Origin of the sequence: Acidithiobacillus ferriphilus, from assembly GCF_028215975.1 — a bacterium.
Taxonomy (GTDB): Bacteria; Pseudomonadota; Gammaproteobacteria; order Acidithiobacillales; family Acidithiobacillaceae; genus Acidithiobacillus; species Acidithiobacillus ferriphilus.
Genome location: NZ_CP116458.1, coordinates 2,244,032 through 2,261,834 on the forward strand (window position 1 = coordinate 2,244,032; position 17,803 = coordinate 2,261,834).

Sequence of the window (17,803 nt, forward strand, 5' to 3'; positions counted from 1 at the left end):
AAAATGCCATGGCCCTAGAACTCATCAGCTTTCCCCTCTGCCCTTACGTGCAACGCTCCATCATCACCCTGCTCCACAAGCAGGTGGGTTTCACCCTTACCCATATCGATCTGGCGCACAAACCGGAGTGGTTTCTGGCGCTGTCGCCCATGGGCAAGGTGCCCTGCCTGAAAATTGATGAACACACGGTGCTCTTTGAATCGCAGGTCATCAATGAATATCTGGACGAAACCATCGCCCCCGCGCTGCATCCCGCCGACCCCCTGAAACGGGCACAACACCGCGCCTGGATCGCCTTCGGCAGCGAAATACTGAACGACCAATTCCAGATGATGATCGCCCAAGGGGAAGAACGTTTCGCCGCCTCCAGTCGCCAGCTTTTTGACAAGCTGGAGCGGCTGGACAAAATCATGGGGGACGGCCCCTTCTTTGCCAATGAGTATTTCAGTCTGGTAGACGCTGCCCTGGCGCCGCTGTTCATGCGCATGGAAATCCTCCATGCCCTACGCCCATTGCCGCGCTGGGAATCCCTGGGCAAACTGCGGCGCTGGACGGCATCACTCATGGAATTACCAGAAGTCGCCGGATCGGTAACCGCAGATTTTCCAGATTGCTTACGCAACTATATCAGTGAGAAGGGCAGCCTGTTTTTGCGATCTGCCTGAAGATATTACAGCACCACAGATTCGCCCAAAGTGAAGGAGTTGACCGTATGAGCGAGCATCAAGAGAACGGGGAGCAGAGCCAGGCTCTGGTGCCGACCACCCATTTCGGCTATCAGGAAGTGCCGGAAACGGAGAAGGAACAACTCGTCAAAGGGGTTTTCAGCAGCGTCGCCAGCAAGTATGACTTGATGAATGACCTCATGTCCCTCGGCGTCCACCGCCTGTGGAAACGCTTCACCGTTGATCTCGCCCGTCCCCGACCAGGGCAGCGGGTGCTGGACCTGGCGGGCGGCACCGGCGATCTGGCGGCGGCAATTCATCCGCGGGTTCGGCCGAATGGCTCAATCGTGGTTTCTGATATAAACGCGGAGATGCTCGCGGTCGGTGAGAGTCGGCTGGCCGATAAAGGCATCATCGCCGGTGTCGAGTTCGTAGAGGCCAACGCCGAGGCGCTCCCCTTTCCAGATCGGGAATTTGATATCGTGACCCTCGCTTTTGGCATCCGTAACATGACCCATCCAGAACGCGCCCTGAGCGAGATTTATCGGGTACTGAAAACCGGCGGACGGGCCCTGATCCTCGAATTCTCCCACCCGCGCTGGCCGGGGTTGCAGAGTATTTACGATCTGTATTCTTTCAATCTCTTGCCACGCATTGGCGAACTGATCGCCAAAGACCGGGAGAGCTATCAGTATCTGGTAGAATCCATTCGCCGCTTTCCCGATCAGGAAACCTTCAAGGTGATGATGGAAGACGCCGGACTGGCGCGGGTAGAAGTCTTCAACCTCTCTGGTGGGATTGTCGCACTGCATCGCGGGTTCCGGATGGATTGATGAATGCTTTTCATCACCTAGCCTAAAAATTCCCTCTTGAGCCCACTGGCGCGGCAGGGCATGATGGCGGCAATTTTCGCAGAGGAGTAATGCCATGACATCGGTCCATAGTCTCGGTTTTCCCCGTATCGGTCACAAGCGTGAACTGAAAAAGGCGCTGGAAAGCTTCTGGTCCAAAGAAATTGACGAGAAGGAATTACAGTCACGCGCCGCTCAGCTACGTGATCGCCACTGGCGGATTCAGCAAACCTGTGGTATGGATCTAGTACCTGTAGGTGACTTCAGCCTCTACGATCATATGCTCGACATGAGTTGTACGCTCGGCGCTGTTCCACCGCGTTATGGCTTTTCCAGTGACCAAGTAGACCTCGGCACCTTCTTCGCCATGGCGCGCGGCTCCAGCACCCAGCCCGCCATGGAAATGACCAAGTGGTTTGATACCAACTATCACTTTATCGTCCCGGAATTTCACGAGGGCATGGATTTCCACCTCGCCAGCGACCGTATTTTTACCCAGGTGAAGGAGGCCCAGGCACTGGGTCTGAAGACCAAGCCCGTCCTGGTCGGCCCTATCACTTATTTGTGGCTGGGCAAGGAAAAGGACCTCAACGCCGAAGCCCAGCACGAGGCACAGCATCATCATGATGATAGTGCCTGTCACGGCCACGGCGCACCGGTTGGCACTGCCTGCTTCGACCGCCTGACCCTGCTGCCCAAAGTATTGCCGGTCTATGCCGAGATTCTCGCCCGCCTGGCGGATCTGGATGTGGAGTGGGTACAGATGGATGAACCTGCCCTTGCCCTCGCCTTGCCCCAGGAGTGGGTCAAGGCATTGGAGTCGACTTACCAGACCCTAAGCCAGGGCAAAACACCCAAGGTGCTGCTGGCGACTTATTTTGATTCCGTTGCCGATCATGCAAAAACCCTCAAGACCCTGCCGGTAGCCGGCCTGCATCTCGATTTGCGACGTGCTCCGCAGCAGTTGAATAGTTTCCTCACTGACTACCCTGCCGACAAAGTGCTCTCTCTCGGCGTCATCGATGGTCGCAACGTCTGGCGTGCTGACCTGGATGCCACCCTGGCGCTTTTACAACCGGCCCATCAACAGCTTGGCGATCGCCTCTGGGTGGCGCCCTCTTGCAGTCTGCTGCATACGCCGGTGGATCTGGAGCAGGAAACAGAGTTGGATGCCGAACTGAAATCCTGGCTGGCCTTCTCCGTGCAGAAGCTCGATGAAGTGACCGTTATCGGTCGCGCCCTGGACAAAGGCGTGGAGTCCGTGGCGCAGGAACTGGCTACCGCCCGTGCCGCCATCGCTTCCCGCCGCAGTTCGCCGCGCATCCACAATCCGGCGGTCACCCAGCGTCTGGAGGATTTGGGCCAGGATGACGGTCGGCGTCACAGCCCCTTCCCCGCCCGTGAAGCCGCACAGCGCGCACGTTTCAAGCTGCCCGCCTTCCCCACCACCAGTATTGGCAGCTTCCCGCAGACTCCGGAAATTCGTAAGGCCCGCTTGCAGAATCGCAAGGGTGAACTGAGCAACATCGATTACCAGAAGGCGATGGAAGCAGAAATTGCACTGGTGGTGAAGGAACAGGAGCGTTTGGGCATCGACGTACCCGTGCATGGTGAGCCGGAACGCAATGACATGGTCGAATATTTCGGCGAGCAGTTATCCGGCTTTGCCTTTACCCGGCACGGCTGGGTGCAAAGCTATGGCTCGCGCTACGTGAAGCCGCCATTAATTTTCGGCGACGTGTCTCGCCCCACGCCGATGACGGTAGCTTGGAGTACATACGCTCAGTCCCTGACCCCGCGTCCGATGAAGGGCATGTTGACCGGCCCGGTAACTATCCTGCAGTGGTCCTTTGTCCGCGACGATCAACCCCGTGAGCGCACCGCACTGCAGATCGCCCTCGCCATCCGTGACGAGGTCAAAGATCTGATCGATGCCGGCATCGGTATCATCCAGATCGACGAACCCGCCTACCGTGAAGGTTTGCCTCTCAAGCGTAAGGACTGGGAACAGTATCTAAACTGGGCGTCACGCGCTTTCCGCATTTCGGCGCAAGTCGCCCCGGATGACGTACAAATCCATACGCACATGTGCTATTCAGAGTTTAACGACATCCTGCCCGCCATCGCGGCCATGGATGCCGATGTCATCACCATCGAGACATCGCGTTCGCAGATGGAGTTGCTGGATGCTTTCGCCACCTTCAACTACCCCAACGAAATTGGACCCGGCGTGTACGACATCCATTCCCCACGCGTACCCAGCGTGGAAGAAATGGTCAACCTGATGGAAAAGGCGGTCAAAGTGGTACCCGCCGAACGCCTGTGGATCAACCCCGACTGCGGTCTGAAAACCCGCAAATGGGCGGAAGTGACGCCCGCCTTGGAGAACATGGTGGAAGCGGCCAAACAGGTGCGCGCCCGTCACGCCTGAACCCGGTCATAAGCGGCACCACAGAGCCCCCTTTGGGGGCTTTTTTGTGACCATTTCCCAACATTATCAAATAACTTGATAGTTATTGAGACTTGTTGATAAAGTCCAGGGCAAGATCACACTTTCATTCTGAATTTCATCCGATAACGAGGAAGTGATAGCCATGAATAACGACGTGATCGACACCATGATCGACGGCTTCAAGGAATTCCGCCACAGCTATTATGAGAAACGGCCGGACTTCTTCGACACCCTGGTGGAGAAGGGGCAGAGCCCGAAAGTCATGCTGATAGGCTGTTCCGATTCCCGAGTCACACCTACGTCACTCTACGGCAGCGAGCCCGGAGACATTTTTGTGGTGCGCAACGTCGCGAATCTCGTTCCTCCGGCAGAGCAAGACGGCCATCTTCATGGCACCAGCGCAGCGGTGGATTTCGCGGTTAGTCACTTGGATGTGGAACACATCATTATCAACGGCCACTCGCATTGCGGTGGCATGAAAGCGCTATTGAACGGCACTGAAGGCAAGTATGTCGGCCCCTGGGTGGAAATCGCCAGAGATGCCCGTTCTGACGTGATGCGGGAATATGCTGATGCCAGCCCCGAAGAACAGGCGCGCGCCCTCGAAAAAGCCAGTATCCTGGTTTCCCTGGAAAACCTGCTGACCTTCGACAGTGTGCGTCGCCGCGTAGTGCGGGGTGAGATGCAGTTGCACGGCTGGTATTTTGATATGGAAGAAGGCGCCCTGCTGGCCTATAACGCCAGCGCACACCAGTTCGAACGGCTTGTCTGAGAACAAACGATGGGAAACAACGCCAATCTTTCGCCCCTCAAAAACCTGCGCGCCGACGTGCCTGCGGCGGTGGTGGTGGCACTGGTGGCGATGCCGTTGTGTTTGGGCGTTGCCTTGGCCTCCGGCGCGCCCCTCATTTCCGGACTCATAGCAGGCGTAGTGGGGGGTCTGCTGGTCCCGCTGTTCAGTCGCTCGCATCTGGCCGTCAGCGGCCCGACCCCTGCCATCGTCGCCACGGTACTGGTGGCAATGCAGGTCCTCCCAAGTTTCTCCGCTTTTCTGCTGGCGGTGGTCATCGCCGGGGGCATTCAGATCGTTTTAGGTATTGTCCGTGCGGGCGTCGTGGCCTATTTTTTCCCTTCCGCCGTCATTCAGGGCATTCTCTCGGCTATCGGCATCATTATCATCCTCAAGCAGTTTCCCTATGCCATCGGTTTTGATCTGGGCGAATTCGGCGGTCAGGACTTTATCAGTGTCCATGGCGAGAACACCTTCAGCGGTGTCATCGCTGCCCTGGCGCACTTGGAGTGGGGCGCCCTGCTGATCAGCGTACTCACCCTGTCCATCCTGATCACCTGGGACAAAGTAGCGGTGTTGCGCAAACAAACCTGGCTGTCCGGACCCCTCATGGCGGTAGTTTTTGGCACCTTACTCAACGCACTGTTGCTCTACGCCGTTCCGGAGCTGGCCGTCAGCGGCCAGAATCTGGTCAACCTGCCAATCATTCACTCCTTCGCAGATTTGCGGGGTATGCTGCAAATGCCGGACTGGGGGATGATCGGATCGAAAAGTGTCTGGGTGACGGCTGTCGCCCTCACCTTCATAACGAGCCTCGAAAGCCTGCTTTCTATCGAAGCAGCCGACAAACTCGATACCTACAAACGGCGCACGCCGCTGGACCGCGAGCTGCTGGGTCAGGGCATCGCCAATGTCGCCAGTGGCCTCATCGGCGGCCTTCCGGTGGCGGCGGTTATCGTGCGCAGTACCGCCAACGTGGCGGCGGGGGCACGCACTAAGGCGAGTGCCTTTCTACATGGCCTGTTTCTGCTACTTGCCGTACTGTTTCTGGCGACGCTGATGAACCGGATTCCGCTGGCTGCGTTAGCCTCCATCCTGATTTTCGTCGGCTTCAAGCTGGCCCATCCAAGTATATTCAAGCGAATGTTTAGGCTGGATAAATCTCAGTATCTTCCGTTTGTAATCACCATTGTCGCGATTCTGCTCAGCAGTCTCATTACCGGGGTGGTCGTTGGCCTGCTGGCAGGTGTGTTCTTTGTGCTCAAGGCCAACTACCACAGCGCCATTGAGATTGGACGGGAGGGTTCCGCTTACAAAATTGCGCTGAATCGGGAGGTGACATTTGTTAACAAGGCACGGCTCTCCCATATCCTGGAGCGGCTGCCCAAGGGTGCAGAGGTCATACTGGATGGCGAACATGTGGGTTTCATCGATCACGATGTCCTCGAAGTGATCAGGGATTTTGAACGCTCCGCACCCTTGCGCGGCATCCGACTGCGCGAACAGGGCTTTGATGCGCCGGTGCTGAAGGCCCCCGTCTGACACCGACATGTGCGGAAACAGGCCATCGGAGTTCCTGATAGTTCCACCGCCCGACCTGATCGGCTAATGTACAAGGCTCCCGATGCCCGGCCGCCGAATATGCTTGACGTGAATACCGTAATAACGGTTCGGGAAACGGGCGGCCAAGCTCCGCACTCTAAGTCATGTAAATTTTCAGTCCGCCGACGGTAACAGCGGCTTACCGAGTTCTTTGAGGAAAGCGTTGTGTTTCGCGGTCGCGATCTGGATAGCCCGCTCGATGTCCACCAGGCGCACATGGGTCGCCGCGAGGTCGATTTCCTCCTCGGCCACCGTCGTGCTGATATAGCGGGAGATATTCAGGTTAAAGTCGTTCTTCTCGATCTCCGCCATGTCCACGCGGCGGGCGTAGCGCGGCTCTTCCTTGCGGAACTGGTAGGTATCGACAATCCGGTTGATGTGTTCTTTGGTCAATTGGTTCTGGCGCTTGCCTTTCACGAAATGCTCAGCGGCGTTGATGAACAGCACGTCGTCGGGCTTCTTGCACTTCTTCAGCACGAGGATGCAAACGGGGATGCCGGTGGAGTAGAACAGGTTCGCAGGCAAGCCTATGACAGTATCGATGTGGCCGTCCTTGAGCAGCTTGGTACGGATGCGCTCCTCGGCACCGCCACGGAACAGCACGCCGTGCGGCAGGATGATCGCCATCACGCCTTCGTCTTTCAGAAAGTGGAAGCCGTGCAGCAGGAAGGCGAAGTCGGCGGCGGACCTGGGGGCGAGGCCGTGGCTCTTGAAACGCACGTCGTCGGCCAGCGCGTCGGTGGGTTCCCAGCGGTAGCTGAAGGGCGGATTGGCGACGACGGCGTCGAAGCTCGGCTTCCTGGCAGGGTTCTGCTCCCGCATCATGTCCCACTCGTTGAGCAGGGTATCGCCGTGGAAGATCTCGAACTCCGTGTCCTTCACCCCGTGCAGCAGCATGTTCATGCGGGCGAGGTTGTAGGTGGTGATGTTCTTCTCTTGCCCGTAAATCTTGCCAATGGTGCCGCCGGCCTTGTTCACCTTCTTGCGGACGTTGAGCAGCAGCGAGCCGGAGCCGCAGGCGAAGTCCAGCACGCTTTCCAGCCGCTTCTTCGTGCCGGTCTTCGGTTCCTGGCTGTCCAGCGTGACGATGGCGGAGAGGATGTCGGAAATCTGCTGCGGGGTGTAGAACTCGCCCGCCTTCTTGCCCGAGCCCGCGGCAAACTGGCCGATCAGGTATTCATAGGCATCGCCCAGCGCGTCGATGTCGGTGGAGAACTCCGCCAGCCCTTCGGCGATCTTCTGGATGATGATGCAGAGCTTGGCGTTTCGGTCGGCGTAGGTCTTGCCCAGCTTGGGGGAACTCAGATCGATCTCCGAGAACAGGCCCTGGAAAGTGCTCTCGAAGGATTCCGTCTCGATGTATTTGAATCCCGCTTGCAGCGTGTTCAGCAGGTCCGCGTTCTGGGTGCGGGCCAGGTTGGCGATGCTGTTCCAGAGGTGCGCGGGCTGAATGACGTAATGCACCTTGCGCCGCATCTGCTTCTCGAACGCCGGGATGTCGTCCACGTTGTTGGCATACCAGAGCGCCAGCGGCACCTTGCGGGTGTCGCCGCCCACATCGGGGTAATCCCGTCCCAGTTCCTTTTTCGCCGCCGTCTCATAGTTGTCGGAGAGGTAGCGCAGGAAGAGGAAGGACAGCATGTAGTCGCGGAAGTCGTCCGCGTCCATCGCCCCGCGCAGTTGGTCGGCGATGCTCCAGAGGGTGTTGCCCAGTTGTTTTTGATTTTGTTCGGTCATGGTGTGTTTTCGTCCGGTTCGTCGGTGAGGGGCCGCGCATGGCTACGCCCCCCGATCAAGCGCTTCTCGCGCTCAATCTCCGCAATCAGTTCTGCTTCGGTGGGCAAGATGCGCTGGTACTTGGAGGCAAAGAGTTGCCGACTCTCCTGGATCACCGAGTACTTGACGATCGTTTCATCCTTGCTGTCGCACAGAATGATGCCGATGGTGGGGTTGTCGTCCTCACCGCGCTTCAGGTCGTCGAACATGCGCACATACATGTCCATCTGGCCAATGTCCTGGTGGGTGAGCTTGCCTGTTTTCAAATCGATGATGACAAAGCACTTGAGCAGGTAGTTGTAGAAGACCAGGTCCATAAAGAAGTGGCTGGTCTCGGTGCTGATGCGCATCTGCCGCGCCACGAACGAAAAGCCCTTGCCCAGCTCCAGCAGGAATTTCTGTAGCTCGTCGATGATGGCCTGTTCCAGGTCGCTCTCTTTGAACTGGCCCGATTCCGGCAACTGCAAGAACTCCAGCACGTAGGGGTCTTTGATGAAGTCATCCAGCGGTTCAAGGATCGTTTCGCTGCCGGTTTTGGCCTCGCCTCGTGACGACAACAGACGCTGAAAACTGCGGCTCTGGAGGTTGCGTTCCAACTGGCGCACGGTCCATTGCTGAGAGACGCTCTCGGCCAAGTAGTAGGCCCTGGCCTTGGGGTCTTCCTCCCGCATGATCAGCCGGTTGTGGCTCCAGCTCAATTTGCTACACGCTGTGTAGCAAAACGCCTGATCAGGATAGGTCAGGTAAAACTGCCGGAAGTTGCGCAAGTTGGCATACGAAAAGCCCTTGCCCAAACTGGCCGAAAGCGCCCGGGACAGGTTGGCCAGCAGTCGCTCGCCATAGACGGCACGGCTGCTGCCCCGCTGCTCCTCTTGCACGATGCGCTGACCGATCAGCCAATAGGCCTCCACCATGGCCGCGTTCACCGCCGACCGCGCCTTGTTGCGCGCCTGCTCCAGGATGGCCTTGATGTCTGCGTGAAAAGTGGCCAGTTCACTCATGGCTGGTCCGTCTGAGCTACCGAGGATTCCTTGGTAACTGCCGTGCGGCCTACCCCAACTTGAACTGTCAAGGATTCCTTGACAGTTGCCGCCGTGTCCAGCTCCCCGTCCTCGAAGACGTTCTTCAGGTGCAGGGAGATGTTCTGTTTCGTGGCATCGAAGAGTTCCGCCATCTCCAACTGCGTCAACCAGACGGTCTGCTCCTGCGCCCGCAGCTTGATCTGGCTGCGCCCGTCCTCGGTTGTGTAGAGAATCAGGTCATTCATGCTGCAACCTCCCCTTGGGATAGGAGAAGCTGCTGCAACAGATCTTTTTACGGGACTTGAGCCTAGCCAATTTGTTCGAGCAGTTACCCATTAGTCCACTGTCCCGTCCATAATTTGCCAAGCCTTGCGATAGGTACTACCGACTGACCCCAAGGCCTGCTGCCAGTCCCGTTCAGTCAGCGCGGCGAGACGCTGGCGAATTGTCGGCAGAGACGCCAAGGCATCCAAGTTCAATACCCTAGCCAGTGGCATCGCCGCCCGACGCGGCACGCCGAGTAATCGCAAGGCGATGGCTTCATCACCAGCCACTCCATAAAATACCTGCGACGGTAGATTGGTCAGCCGGGCGCGTTCTTCGTCTGAGAGGTCGGATGCTGTAATCGCCAACAGTGCGTTCAGGCCCCAGGAAGAAGTCTGCGTGAGCTTTCCGAAGAGGTTCTGCCCGCATTTGGTGAGTGCCGTCACCTCATCGTCACCCTCTTTGCGGAAATGGCGGGCGGCGATAGTGGTGATCTCCTCACCATTGACCCAGTCCTTGAGGATGAGCGCGAGCTTGTTCCCATCCGGTGCCCTGCCGCCCAGAACAGTTTCCAAATTCTCACGCAACTCAGGAACCCGCAACAACACGCCCATCATGTCTTGCAAGGTGTGATCGCCATCGCGGAACAGACGCTCACGATCCCACGAATCCGGCCCAATGTTGCCTTTATGCGTCAGCACAGTCTTGATGCTCTGCAATGAGAATCCGGTGCTGTCCACCAGCTTCAATGGTTGTTGCGGGCTGGCGATGTAATCGACATAGGTTCGAATCCCATCAAGCAAACGACGGGCGAGCAGGCTATCAGTAGCGCGCAGCTTCTCGAAGCCAAGCGTGCCGCGCAGCACTTGCTCGATCTGATCGACAAAATTGGACGGCGTACCCATTTGCCGATAGGTGTGAACGAGATATTGCAAGAAGCTCGACCACTCCGGGTGGCTGTAAACAATTCTTCCAAGATCAGTCAACTCACCAGATGCAGCCTGCGCCAATTGAATCAGGGCAGAATTCAGGTCACCAGTGTTGCTGTTGATGAATTCGCGTCGTTGTGCCACTTCGCCTGCATCTTTGGCCACCAAGGCCACCACCCCTAGTTGCCCCTGGGACACACGACCAGCGCGGCCAGCGATATTCCAGAAATCTTCCGGGGGCATGGTTTGCCCGTGGGTGTATTGCGTGGCGGCCATTACCACGCCGCTGACAGGGAAGTTAACGCCCTGGGCGATAGTCGTGGTGGCTGCCAACACATCAAGCCGCCCCTTTTCGAACAGCCACTCCATCAGCATGCGGATTTCTTCCGGCAAGCCGCCATGGTGCACACCGATGCGATGGGCGAGCAAATCAACCAAGGGGAATTGCGCCCCCAGTTCGGCCGCTACATACTCCTGTACGAATCGCACATCATCCGACACAGCACCGGCCTGCCCGGTTTTAAGTCTCTCGGCAAGCTTCCAGACGTAATCTGGCCGGCTGTGCATGGCGATGACAGGCCCCCGCGCCATGAGCTTGCGCGCAGTCATCGCGGCCAACGTACCTATGTCCCTCGCGTTCGAAAGAGTCTTGGCCAGCGCTTGATCCTTGCCCAGCGAAAAGGCTTCGTCCAGCATGATGGACGGGCGCGTGGTGTGCACCGTCTCGAAATCCAAGCGGTAATCCCGGCTCCGTCCGTTCCCAGAACCGTCGTCCACCGGGCTGACGATACCGATAGCTCGATCGTTGGGTTGCCAGTCAACTCCCAGACTGATGTCCTCCGCATTTTGGCCGCCGAGCCAGCGCGCCACCTCGCGAGCGTTTTGAATGAAGGGCGTGAGCAGCAGGAACTGCGCGTCCCGGCACTCCCGGTTGATGGTTGCCAGCAGCAACTCCAGGCGCAGACCGCGCACCTTGTCCTGAATGGTGTGCGCCTCATCCACTACCACCAGGGTCAGCGGACGCCCGATTTTGTCCTCCCAACCCTGGCGCAGCATCAAGTCGAACTTCTCGGGCGTAGCCACAAGAATTCGGAAACGCGTCTCATCGTTCGCTTCCGTTAGCACGCCAGCCTCGATGCCGTCGATCTCCATGGCCGGGCTGACTCGCTCCACCATCAGCCCCAGTGGCTGGAAATCGCGGCGCAGTTGTCGCGTGACCTGATTGACCAGCGCCCGACTGGGCGCGAGATAGGCTACCCAGCCTTTGCGATCCTCGAACTGATTTAGCGCCTGCAACATGCGGAACTGGGCAATGAGGGTCTTGCCGCTAGAAGTCGGCAGACTCACCACCACAGCCTGTCGACTGGAACCAAGCAGGCCACGCTCGGCCAAAGTGCGGCGCTGTGGGGGCAACACGTCGAACAAGGCGCGGTCGCCGCGTCCGCGCTTCACTAGCTCGCGCACGAAGTCGGTCACGCGGGAATTCACTTTCCGAGTCACCGTCCACAGGGCGTTGTCCACCATTTGTGCAGAGGCGCGGGCCAGCAGTCGCGTCATCGGCCCCAACTCTACGAGCTGCGCGGTATCACAGGCATCGACTGCCCGGTCGAAGTGACTATCCAGCAGGGGCTGCACCTGATAACTGCCGTCCACCACGCCGTCAGTGATGTAGTGGGCCAGTACGTCCGCTGCCTTGGCCAGGTGGTAGATCCCAATCAGTTCAAGCGCACTGCGCTTGGCTTCCAGCGGTGAGAAGCTGTGCAGATAGTCACGCTCAAATTCCTCCTGCGCGCTACGCAGCGCCGCCACGCGCTCAAGCACCGCATCGCGGTCACTCCAACCTCTTTTCCGCACCAGCCGCAACCAGACATCGGTGAGGGTGGCTCGACAGCGTTCACCCCAGTTGCGCGCATCCAGCGGCAAGGCGGGCCAATGCCCCGCCTCGTCCAGTGTGCGCAGCCAGCGCGCGGCATCGGCGCCGCGATCACCCAACACGGCCAGTACCGATGCGCGTAGCAGATGAGTACTCGCTGCTATTGGTTCGGCGGGCAAGGGCAGCATGCGCAACAGCCGGAAGGCGTCTGCCGCCGCCTGGCGCGACAATGCCAACTGCTCGGGCTCATCGGCCAAGCGGTCCACCTTCAGGTCGAGCACGGCGATTTCCAGCGCGGACGCCATCTCACGCAGCAACGCATGATCAAAGGTGGGTACCTCGCGCCCCATCTCCCGATGGAACTGCACGCGATCGGCCTCACGCAGTGCAAAGCTGCGTCGTTCTGCCATTGCATCGAGCAGCCAGTGGTTCATGCTGCACCTCCCTGACCGATGGCCTGCGGCAGTTGCGCAATGGGCCAAGGCAGATAGAGGGCGATGAGGCAGCAATGCGTCGGGGCTTGCAGGCGGTCCGCCAGTTGTTGGCCCCGTGCCTGCAAGTCGGACTCTCGCACCTCCTGGTCACGCACCAAAATTCCGAACAGCGCCAGATCGCGCCGCTCGGAATTGAAGAAGCGGGTACATGCCGCATTAAAGGCAGGTTCATGAGCCGTGTGCTTCACGCGCGGCAACAGCCATTTGAGCAACTGGCAGATCGTGCCAAGGTTGCTGGCGAGATTGTCGATCTGGTGAGTCAAACCACCGCTTCTGCCGCTCATCACCTGCGGCGGCGACGTCACCTCGGACGAGCACTTGACCTCGCCCAAGGCCAGCCTGTGAGTTCCGCCATCGCGCTGAAAGCCCACGATATCTGCCCCCGGCAGGGAGGCGAAGGGATTGCGCTTGTCACGCTCGGTGTTCCAGGGCAGTACCACGTCATGGTGTGCTTCCAGCACCGCCTCGGCGAGCGCCTCGCCTGCCGCCCAATCGCGCGTCTCCGGCACCTCGGCGGCCAACACCTCTTCCAGTGCGGTTTGGCCCATGCCGGTCAGACTTAAACCCCGCAAGTGTCCGGTGAATGCCTCACCGCCTTCCATATCATTAAGGCGTGCAGCGACCCGTCCTTGCAGAAGGGCATTGAATTCGTCACCTTCGTGCGCGCGCGCACCCTGCCACGAGACGCAACCTTGTGCCGACTGGTAGGCGGTTTGCCAGGTCATCCCTCCACCTCATTGAGCACTGGGAAAAGCTGCTGCATCAGGCCTTTCTTGTGGGTCTTGAGGGCTTCGAGCTTTTGGGTTTCGGCGGCGATCAGGGCGTCGAGGCTGCTCAGGCACGACGCGATGCGTTGTTGTTCGGCTAACGGCGGGAACGGGATTTCGATCTTCGCCATCACGCCATTCATCAGCTTTGGATTGCCCACGTAAGAAACGTGACTCCGAGTAACGCTGTTAAGCAGGGCAGCGACGCAGGCGTTGGCATAACCATGCGTGTTGATCAAAACCCCGCAAACATTCGTGCAGTAGAACTTTCCGGGCCGGAAATTGACATCGCCAGCATTGGCACCGTCTGTCGTCCAAGTAATAGCGCCCTCGTAGAGATACTCAGAGTAGTAGCCTGCCAAGCCCTTGTTCTTGGTCTGAGACGAATAGACGGGAAAAGGTGCTTCGTTTGAAGCCTCATCTTTGACCAAGGTCATCGAAAGGACTTCACCGCGCGTGACCCTGAAGACATCACCAATCGCTTTGACCTCCCACTCCCCGGCGTTTTGGAATTCAGGGAAGCGGAGGCGGGGTTGGGTTTCGCCTTCGCGGGGGAAAAGCTGCTGCATCAGCCCTTTTTTATAGGTCTTGAGCGCGTCCACTTTCCGCGCTTGCGCGGCCATCAGCTCGTCCACCGAACTCAGGCACTCGGCGATTTTTTGTTGTTCGGGTTTGGAGGGGTAGAGCACGGGATACGCCTTCATTGATGCAACATCGCCCCTCGGCATCTTCACGCCCTTTGCACCTGTCATCACGTAGTCGATGAAGGCATCGTTTTTCAGCAGGCAAGAGAAGTATTGCGGTAGCAATCTCTGCTTCGCTCTGATGACGATGACATCGTTCGATGCACCACCTTCTTTGTCTGCGACCCAGACCTTCTTCAAATACGGGCGGATGTTGGAGACCAAGGTGTCATTTGGCTTAAACCGCGTCACCGATGCCGTTGTCGGCAGTTTTGAAGCTCTGGCGACTCCGCCGTAGTCCGGCAGGATGTTCTCGGTACTGACGTAGTTTTCTAACGCAACTTGTTCGAGAGGAATTTTCTCGTTCACGAAATCCGCCACGTCTCCGAGCGGATCGACATCCCATCCCTCGGCCTCCCGAAACTCCGGAAACCGCAGCTTCGGCACCAGCGCGGGCATTGCCTCTTCCTTCGTGGCGGTGGCTGCAGTCTTACTGGTCATAGGCGCTGAGTCCTGAGATGTCGCGGCCCCCGGCGCGTTTGGTGAGGAGGGGGTGGAGGTCGCCCATGAGGGCGAGTTCAGCCTGGGTGCGGGCTTTCCAGCCGAGGTCGAGCGGGGCCATGAGGTCGCTGAGGTGCTCGCCATCGAAGATCATGCGGTCGAGGATGCCGTCCACAAAGGTTTGCAGGGCGGCGGTGGCGAGGCCGTGCCGCGCGGCGATGGCAGCGAGTTCCTTGGCGTTCTTCTCCGCCTTGAAGCGGGTGTAGCCCTCGCGGATGGCGGCCTCGGAGAGGCCCTCGCCCGCCTTGAGCGTGCCGATGTATTCGGCGATGTCGTCGCGCTCGTTCGTGAACTTGGCATCGGCGCTGATGAGGCCGATGAGTTCCTCACGGGTCATCTTCGACTTGCCCGGGCCTTTCTGCGAGAACTTGGCGATGAGGCCCATGATGTAGTCGTAATCAATGACGGCAGAGGCGAAGAGGACGAACTCGAAGTCGAGCTGGTCAATTTGTTCTGTGGGGTCGTTGGAGCCGGACTTGTCGCCGCCCTTGCCCTGCTGCTCTCTGAGCTTTTTGGCGGTTTCCAGATACTGGCCTTTGAAGCCGCGCAGGGCTTCCTCGGGCAGCACCTGTTCGATGGTGGCTTTGTTTTCCCCGGTGAGGTCGGTGTATTGGTCGAGCTGGGTCTTGAGCCGCTGGACTTCCTTGAAGTGGGTGATGAAGGCGGCGCGGGCCTCGTCGCCCTTCAAATTGGCGACGGCGGAAGGTGTGCAGGCCAGGCCCTGGGATTTCATGAAGTCGTCCAGTGTCTGCACGGCGGCCTCCAGCTTCTGGATCACGACAGGCGCCTTGTCCACCAGCCAGATTTCCCGCACCTGCTCACCGGTTTTTTCCCCAGAGAACAGGGCGATGGCGGCGTCTACCGAATCTTGTTGTTGGCGGAAATCGAGGATGTTTCCGAAAGGTTTTGTGCCATGGGGCTGTTTGTCTGGTGCCTGAATACTGGTAAGCACGCGATTAGTGCGGGAGAAGGCCTGGATCAAGCCGTGATGCTTGAGCTTCTTGTCCACGTAGAGCGTGTTCAGGAACTTGGAATCGAAACCGGTGAGCAGCATATCTACCACGATGGTGATGTCGATCTTCTGCGCCGGGGGGTAGTCGGCATTCGGCCACTGCTGGTCTTTGATGCGCTTTTGCACATCCTGGTAGTAGAGATCGAACTCGCTGAGGCGGTGGTTGGTGCCGTAGCGGGTGTTGTAGTCGGCGAGGATGGCTTCAAGCGCCTTCTTCTTCGCTTCTGGCTCGACCTTGTTGTCTTCCTGCTCTTGAGGTAGGTCTTCGGAGAGCTGTTCGATGTCCTTTTTGCTTTCGGGATTCTCCGCGAGCTGTGCAGGCGGAGAAAAGACACAGGCGATGTTCAGCGGTTTGAAATCGGGATCGGCGGCTTGTTTCTCCGCCTGCATGGTCTTGAACAACGCGTGGTACTCGATGGCGTCATTGATGGACGCGGTGGCGAGGATGGCATTGAAGCGGCGTCCACCGGTGGCGGCATCGTGCTTGGAAAGAATGGCTTCAATGACGGCCTTCTTCGCGATAGGCTCGCCGGGTTTGGGCGGGTTGTTTCCCTCGGGCTTGAAGTAATCAATGTGGAAGCGCAGGACGTTGTCGTCCTCAATCGCATGGGTAATCGTGTAGGCGTGGAGCTGCTTCTGGAAGAGGTCCTGCGTGGTGCGCATGGAAGCCGTGGTGTCTTCAATCTTCTGCTGCGAAGCGTTGGCGTCAAAAATGGGCGTGCCGGTGAAGCCGAAGAGCTGGGCCTTGGGGAAGAACGCTTTGATGGCCTTGTGGTTCTCGCCAAACTGCGAGCGGTGGCACTCGTCGAAGATGAAGACCATGCGCTTGTCCTTCAGCGCTTCGAGCTGCTCCTTGTAGGTGGCCTGGCCGTTTTTGGTGCGCTGCTTGTTCCGCTTGCTGTTTTCGTCCAGCGCGAGACCGAGCTTCTGGATGGTGGTGACGATGACCTTGTCGGCGTAGTCCTCGGAAAGCAGGCGGCGCACGAGGGCGGCGGTGTTGGTGTTTTCCTCGACGCAGCCTTCCTGGAACTTGTTGAATTCTTCCCGCGTCTGGCGGTCGAGGTCCTTGCGGTCCACGACGAAGACGCATTTGTGGATGTGGTCGTTTTCCTTCAGCAGCGTGGCGGCTTTGAAGGAGGTGAGCGTCTTGCCGCTGCCGGTGGTGTGCCAGATGTAGCCGTTGCCGTTGTCTTCGTCGATGCACTTCACCATGTGCTGCACGGCATAGACCTGGTAGGGCCGCATGATCATGAGCTTCTGTTCCCCGGCGAGCAGCACCATGTAGCGGCTGATGGTGCGGCCGAGGTCGCACTTTTTCAGGAAGCGCTCGGCGAAGGCGTCGAGTTGGGTGATCTTGTTGTTGTCCTCGTCCGCGAACTCATAGACAGGCAGGAAGCGCTCGTCGGCATTGAAAGCGAAGTGGCGGGCGTTGTTGTTGGCGAAGTAGTAGGTGCGGTCGCGGTTGCTGACGATGAACAGCTGCATGAAGCAGAGCAGCGTCTTGGTGTAGCCGTTGCCGGGGTCGTGCTTGTATTCGACGATCTGCTCCATGGCCCGGCGCGGATTCACGCCGAGGGTCTTGAGCTCGATCTGCACACAGGGCACGCCGTTGATGAGCAGAATGACGTCGTAGCGGTGGTGGCTGTTGTCCGTGTTGATGCGGAGCTGGTTGATGACCTCGAAATGGTTTTTGCACCAATCCCTGAGGTTCACCAGCGTGTAGTTCAGCGGCGTGCCGTCGTCGCGGCTGAAGGCATTGATGCTGCGTAGGGTCTTGGCAGCGGTGAAGACATCCGGGGTGACGATTTCATCGAGCAGACGGGCGAACTCGGTATCCGTGAGGCGGACGCGGTTCAGGGCCTCGAATTTTTCGCGGAAGTTTTTCTCCAACGCGGCGCGGTCGCGGATGTCTTCGCGATAGTCGTACTTGAGGCCCTGGAGTTTGCCGATGAAGCCGTATTCGATGGTGTCCTCCCGGACTACGGAGCCCGGGGCATCAGAGGGCCGACTGTAGGTGTCTGGGGCATCGATCTGTTTCCGGGCGCGGTTTTCCGGTTTCATG

General features: G+C 58.6%; 12 protein-coding genes. 5 read left to right on the forward strand and 7 right to left on the reverse strand.

The features are described 5' to 3' along the window. Positions 1-8: 8 nt before the first annotated feature. The 5 genes from PJU76_RS11255 (at position 9) to PJU76_RS11275 (ending at position 6,300) form a co-directional block, all read left to right on the forward strand. The gene (locus PJU76_RS11255; protein WP_064219312.1) at positions 9-665 is read left to right on the forward strand and encodes a glutathione S-transferase family protein; all 657 of its coding nucleotides are present in this window, start codon (positions 9-11) and stop codon (positions 663-665) included. A gap of 47 nt (positions 666-712) precedes the next feature. Beyond that, entirely contained in the window at positions 713-1,498 is a 786-nt protein-coding gene (gene ubiE, locus PJU76_RS11260; protein WP_219616634.1) for a bifunctional demethylmenaquinone methyltransferase/2-methoxy-6-polyprenyl-1,4-benzoquinol methylase UbiE, read from the forward strand. A gap of 94 nt (positions 1,499-1,592) precedes the next feature. Continuing rightward, on the forward strand, positions 1,593-3,947 hold the full coding sequence (gene metE, locus PJU76_RS11265; RefSeq protein ID WP_271779594.1) for a 5-methyltetrahydropteroyltriglutamate--homocysteine S-methyltransferase: 2,355 nt from the start codon (positions 1,593-1,595) through the stop codon (positions 3,945-3,947). A gap of 163 nt (positions 3,948-4,110) precedes the next feature. Continuing rightward, positions 4,111-4,740 carry a carbonic anhydrase gene (locus PJU76_RS11270; RefSeq protein WP_064219309.1) on the forward strand — a complete coding sequence of 210 codons (630 nt, stop codon included), beginning with the start codon at positions 4,111-4,113 and terminating at the stop codon, positions 4,738-4,740. Positions 4,741-4,749: 9 nt separating this feature from the next. Continuing rightward, the gene (locus tag PJU76_RS11275; RefSeq protein ID WP_271779595.1) at positions 4,750-6,300 is read left to right on the forward strand and encodes a SulP family inorganic anion transporter; all 1,551 of its coding nucleotides are present in this window, start codon (positions 4,750-4,752) and stop codon (positions 6,298-6,300) included. Between the two features lie 174 nt (positions 6,301-6,474). Here PJU76_RS11275 and PJU76_RS11280 read toward each other — a convergent pair whose 3' ends face one another. From PJU76_RS11280 to PJU76_RS11310, 7 genes are all read right to left on the reverse strand, one after another. Further along, positions 6,475-8,097, reverse strand: coding sequence for a type I restriction-modification system subunit M (locus tag PJU76_RS11280; protein WP_271779596.1), 1,623 nt, complete (start codon positions 8,095-8,097; stop codon positions 6,475-6,477). Beyond that, positions 8,094-9,137, reverse strand: a complete 1,044-nt coding sequence (locus tag PJU76_RS11285; protein WP_271779597.1) for a PDDEXK nuclease domain-containing protein — start codon at positions 9,135-9,137, stop codon at positions 8,094-8,096. Before PJU76_RS11285 ends, PJU76_RS11280 begins: the two co-directional genes overlap by 4 nt. Continuing rightward, entirely contained in the window at positions 9,134-9,403 is a 270-nt protein-coding gene (locus PJU76_RS11290) for a hypothetical protein (protein WP_271779598.1), read from the reverse strand. The genes PJU76_RS11285 and PJU76_RS11290 overlap by 4 nt, the downstream gene beginning before the upstream one ends. A gap of 90 nt (positions 9,404-9,493) precedes the next feature. Next, positions 9,494-12,658, reverse strand: a complete 3,165-nt coding sequence (locus PJU76_RS11295; RefSeq protein ID WP_271779599.1) for a DEAD/DEAH box helicase — start codon at positions 12,656-12,658, stop codon at positions 9,494-9,496. Then, complete coding sequence (locus PJU76_RS11300) at positions 12,655-13,443, reverse strand: hypothetical protein (RefSeq protein WP_271779600.1); 789 nt, start codon at positions 13,441-13,443, stop codon at positions 12,655-12,657. Before PJU76_RS11300 ends, PJU76_RS11295 begins: the two co-directional genes overlap by 4 nt. After that, entirely contained in the window at positions 13,440-14,669 is a 1,230-nt protein-coding gene (locus PJU76_RS11305) for a restriction endonuclease subunit S (protein ID WP_271779601.1), read from the reverse strand. Before PJU76_RS11305 ends, PJU76_RS11300 begins: the two co-directional genes overlap by 4 nt. Continuing rightward, positions 14,659-17,802: a type I restriction endonuclease subunit R gene (locus tag PJU76_RS11310; RefSeq protein ID WP_271779602.1), complete on the reverse strand. Its 3,144-nt coding sequence runs from the start codon at positions 17,800-17,802 to the stop codon at positions 14,659-14,661. Before PJU76_RS11310 ends, PJU76_RS11305 begins: the two co-directional genes overlap by 11 nt. Position 17,803: the final 1 nt, after the last annotated feature.

Bases quoted from the DNA above. Each gene is read 5' to 3' on its own strand.
- metE (WP_271779594.1), top strand. From the start codon at position 1,593: ATGACATCGGTCCATAGTCTCGGTTTTCCCCGTATCGGTCACAAGCGT.
- ubiE (WP_219616634.1), top strand. From the start codon at position 713: ATGAGCGAGCATCAAGAGAACGGGGAGCAGAGCCAGGCTCTGGTGCCG.
- PJU76_RS11275 (WP_271779595.1), top strand. From the start codon at position 4,750: ATGGGAAACAACGCCAATCTTTCGCCCCTCAAAAACCTGCGCGCCGAC.
- PJU76_RS11280 (WP_271779596.1), bottom strand. From the start codon at position 8,097: ATGACCGAACAAAATCAAAAACAACTGGGCAACACCCTCTGGAGCATC.
- PJU76_RS11295 (WP_271779599.1), bottom strand. From the start codon at position 12,658: ATGAACCACTGGCTGCTCGATGCAATGGCAGAACGACGCAGCTTTGCA.
- PJU76_RS11255 (WP_064219312.1), top strand. From the start codon at position 9: ATGGCCCTAGAACTCATCAGCTTTCCCCTCTGCCCTTACGTGCAACGC.
- PJU76_RS11305 (WP_271779601.1), bottom strand. From the start codon at position 14,669: ATGACCAGTAAGACTGCAGCCACCGCCACGAAGGAAGAGGCAATGCCC.
- PJU76_RS11285 (WP_271779597.1), bottom strand. From the start codon at position 9,137: ATGAGTGAACTGGCCACTTTTCACGCAGACATCAAGGCCATCCTGGAG.
- PJU76_RS11270 (WP_064219309.1), top strand. From the start codon at position 4,111: ATGAATAACGACGTGATCGACACCATGATCGACGGCTTCAAGGAATTC.
- PJU76_RS11290 (WP_271779598.1), bottom strand. From the start codon at position 9,403: ATGAATGACCTGATTCTCTACACAACCGAGGACGGGCGCAGCCAGATC.
- PJU76_RS11300 (WP_271779600.1), bottom strand. From the start codon at position 13,443: ATGACCTGGCAAACCGCCTACCAGTCGGCACAAGGTTGCGTCTCGTGG.
- PJU76_RS11310 (WP_271779602.1), bottom strand. From the start codon at position 17,802: ATGAAACCGGAAAACCGCGCCCGGAAACAGATCGATGCCCCAGACACC.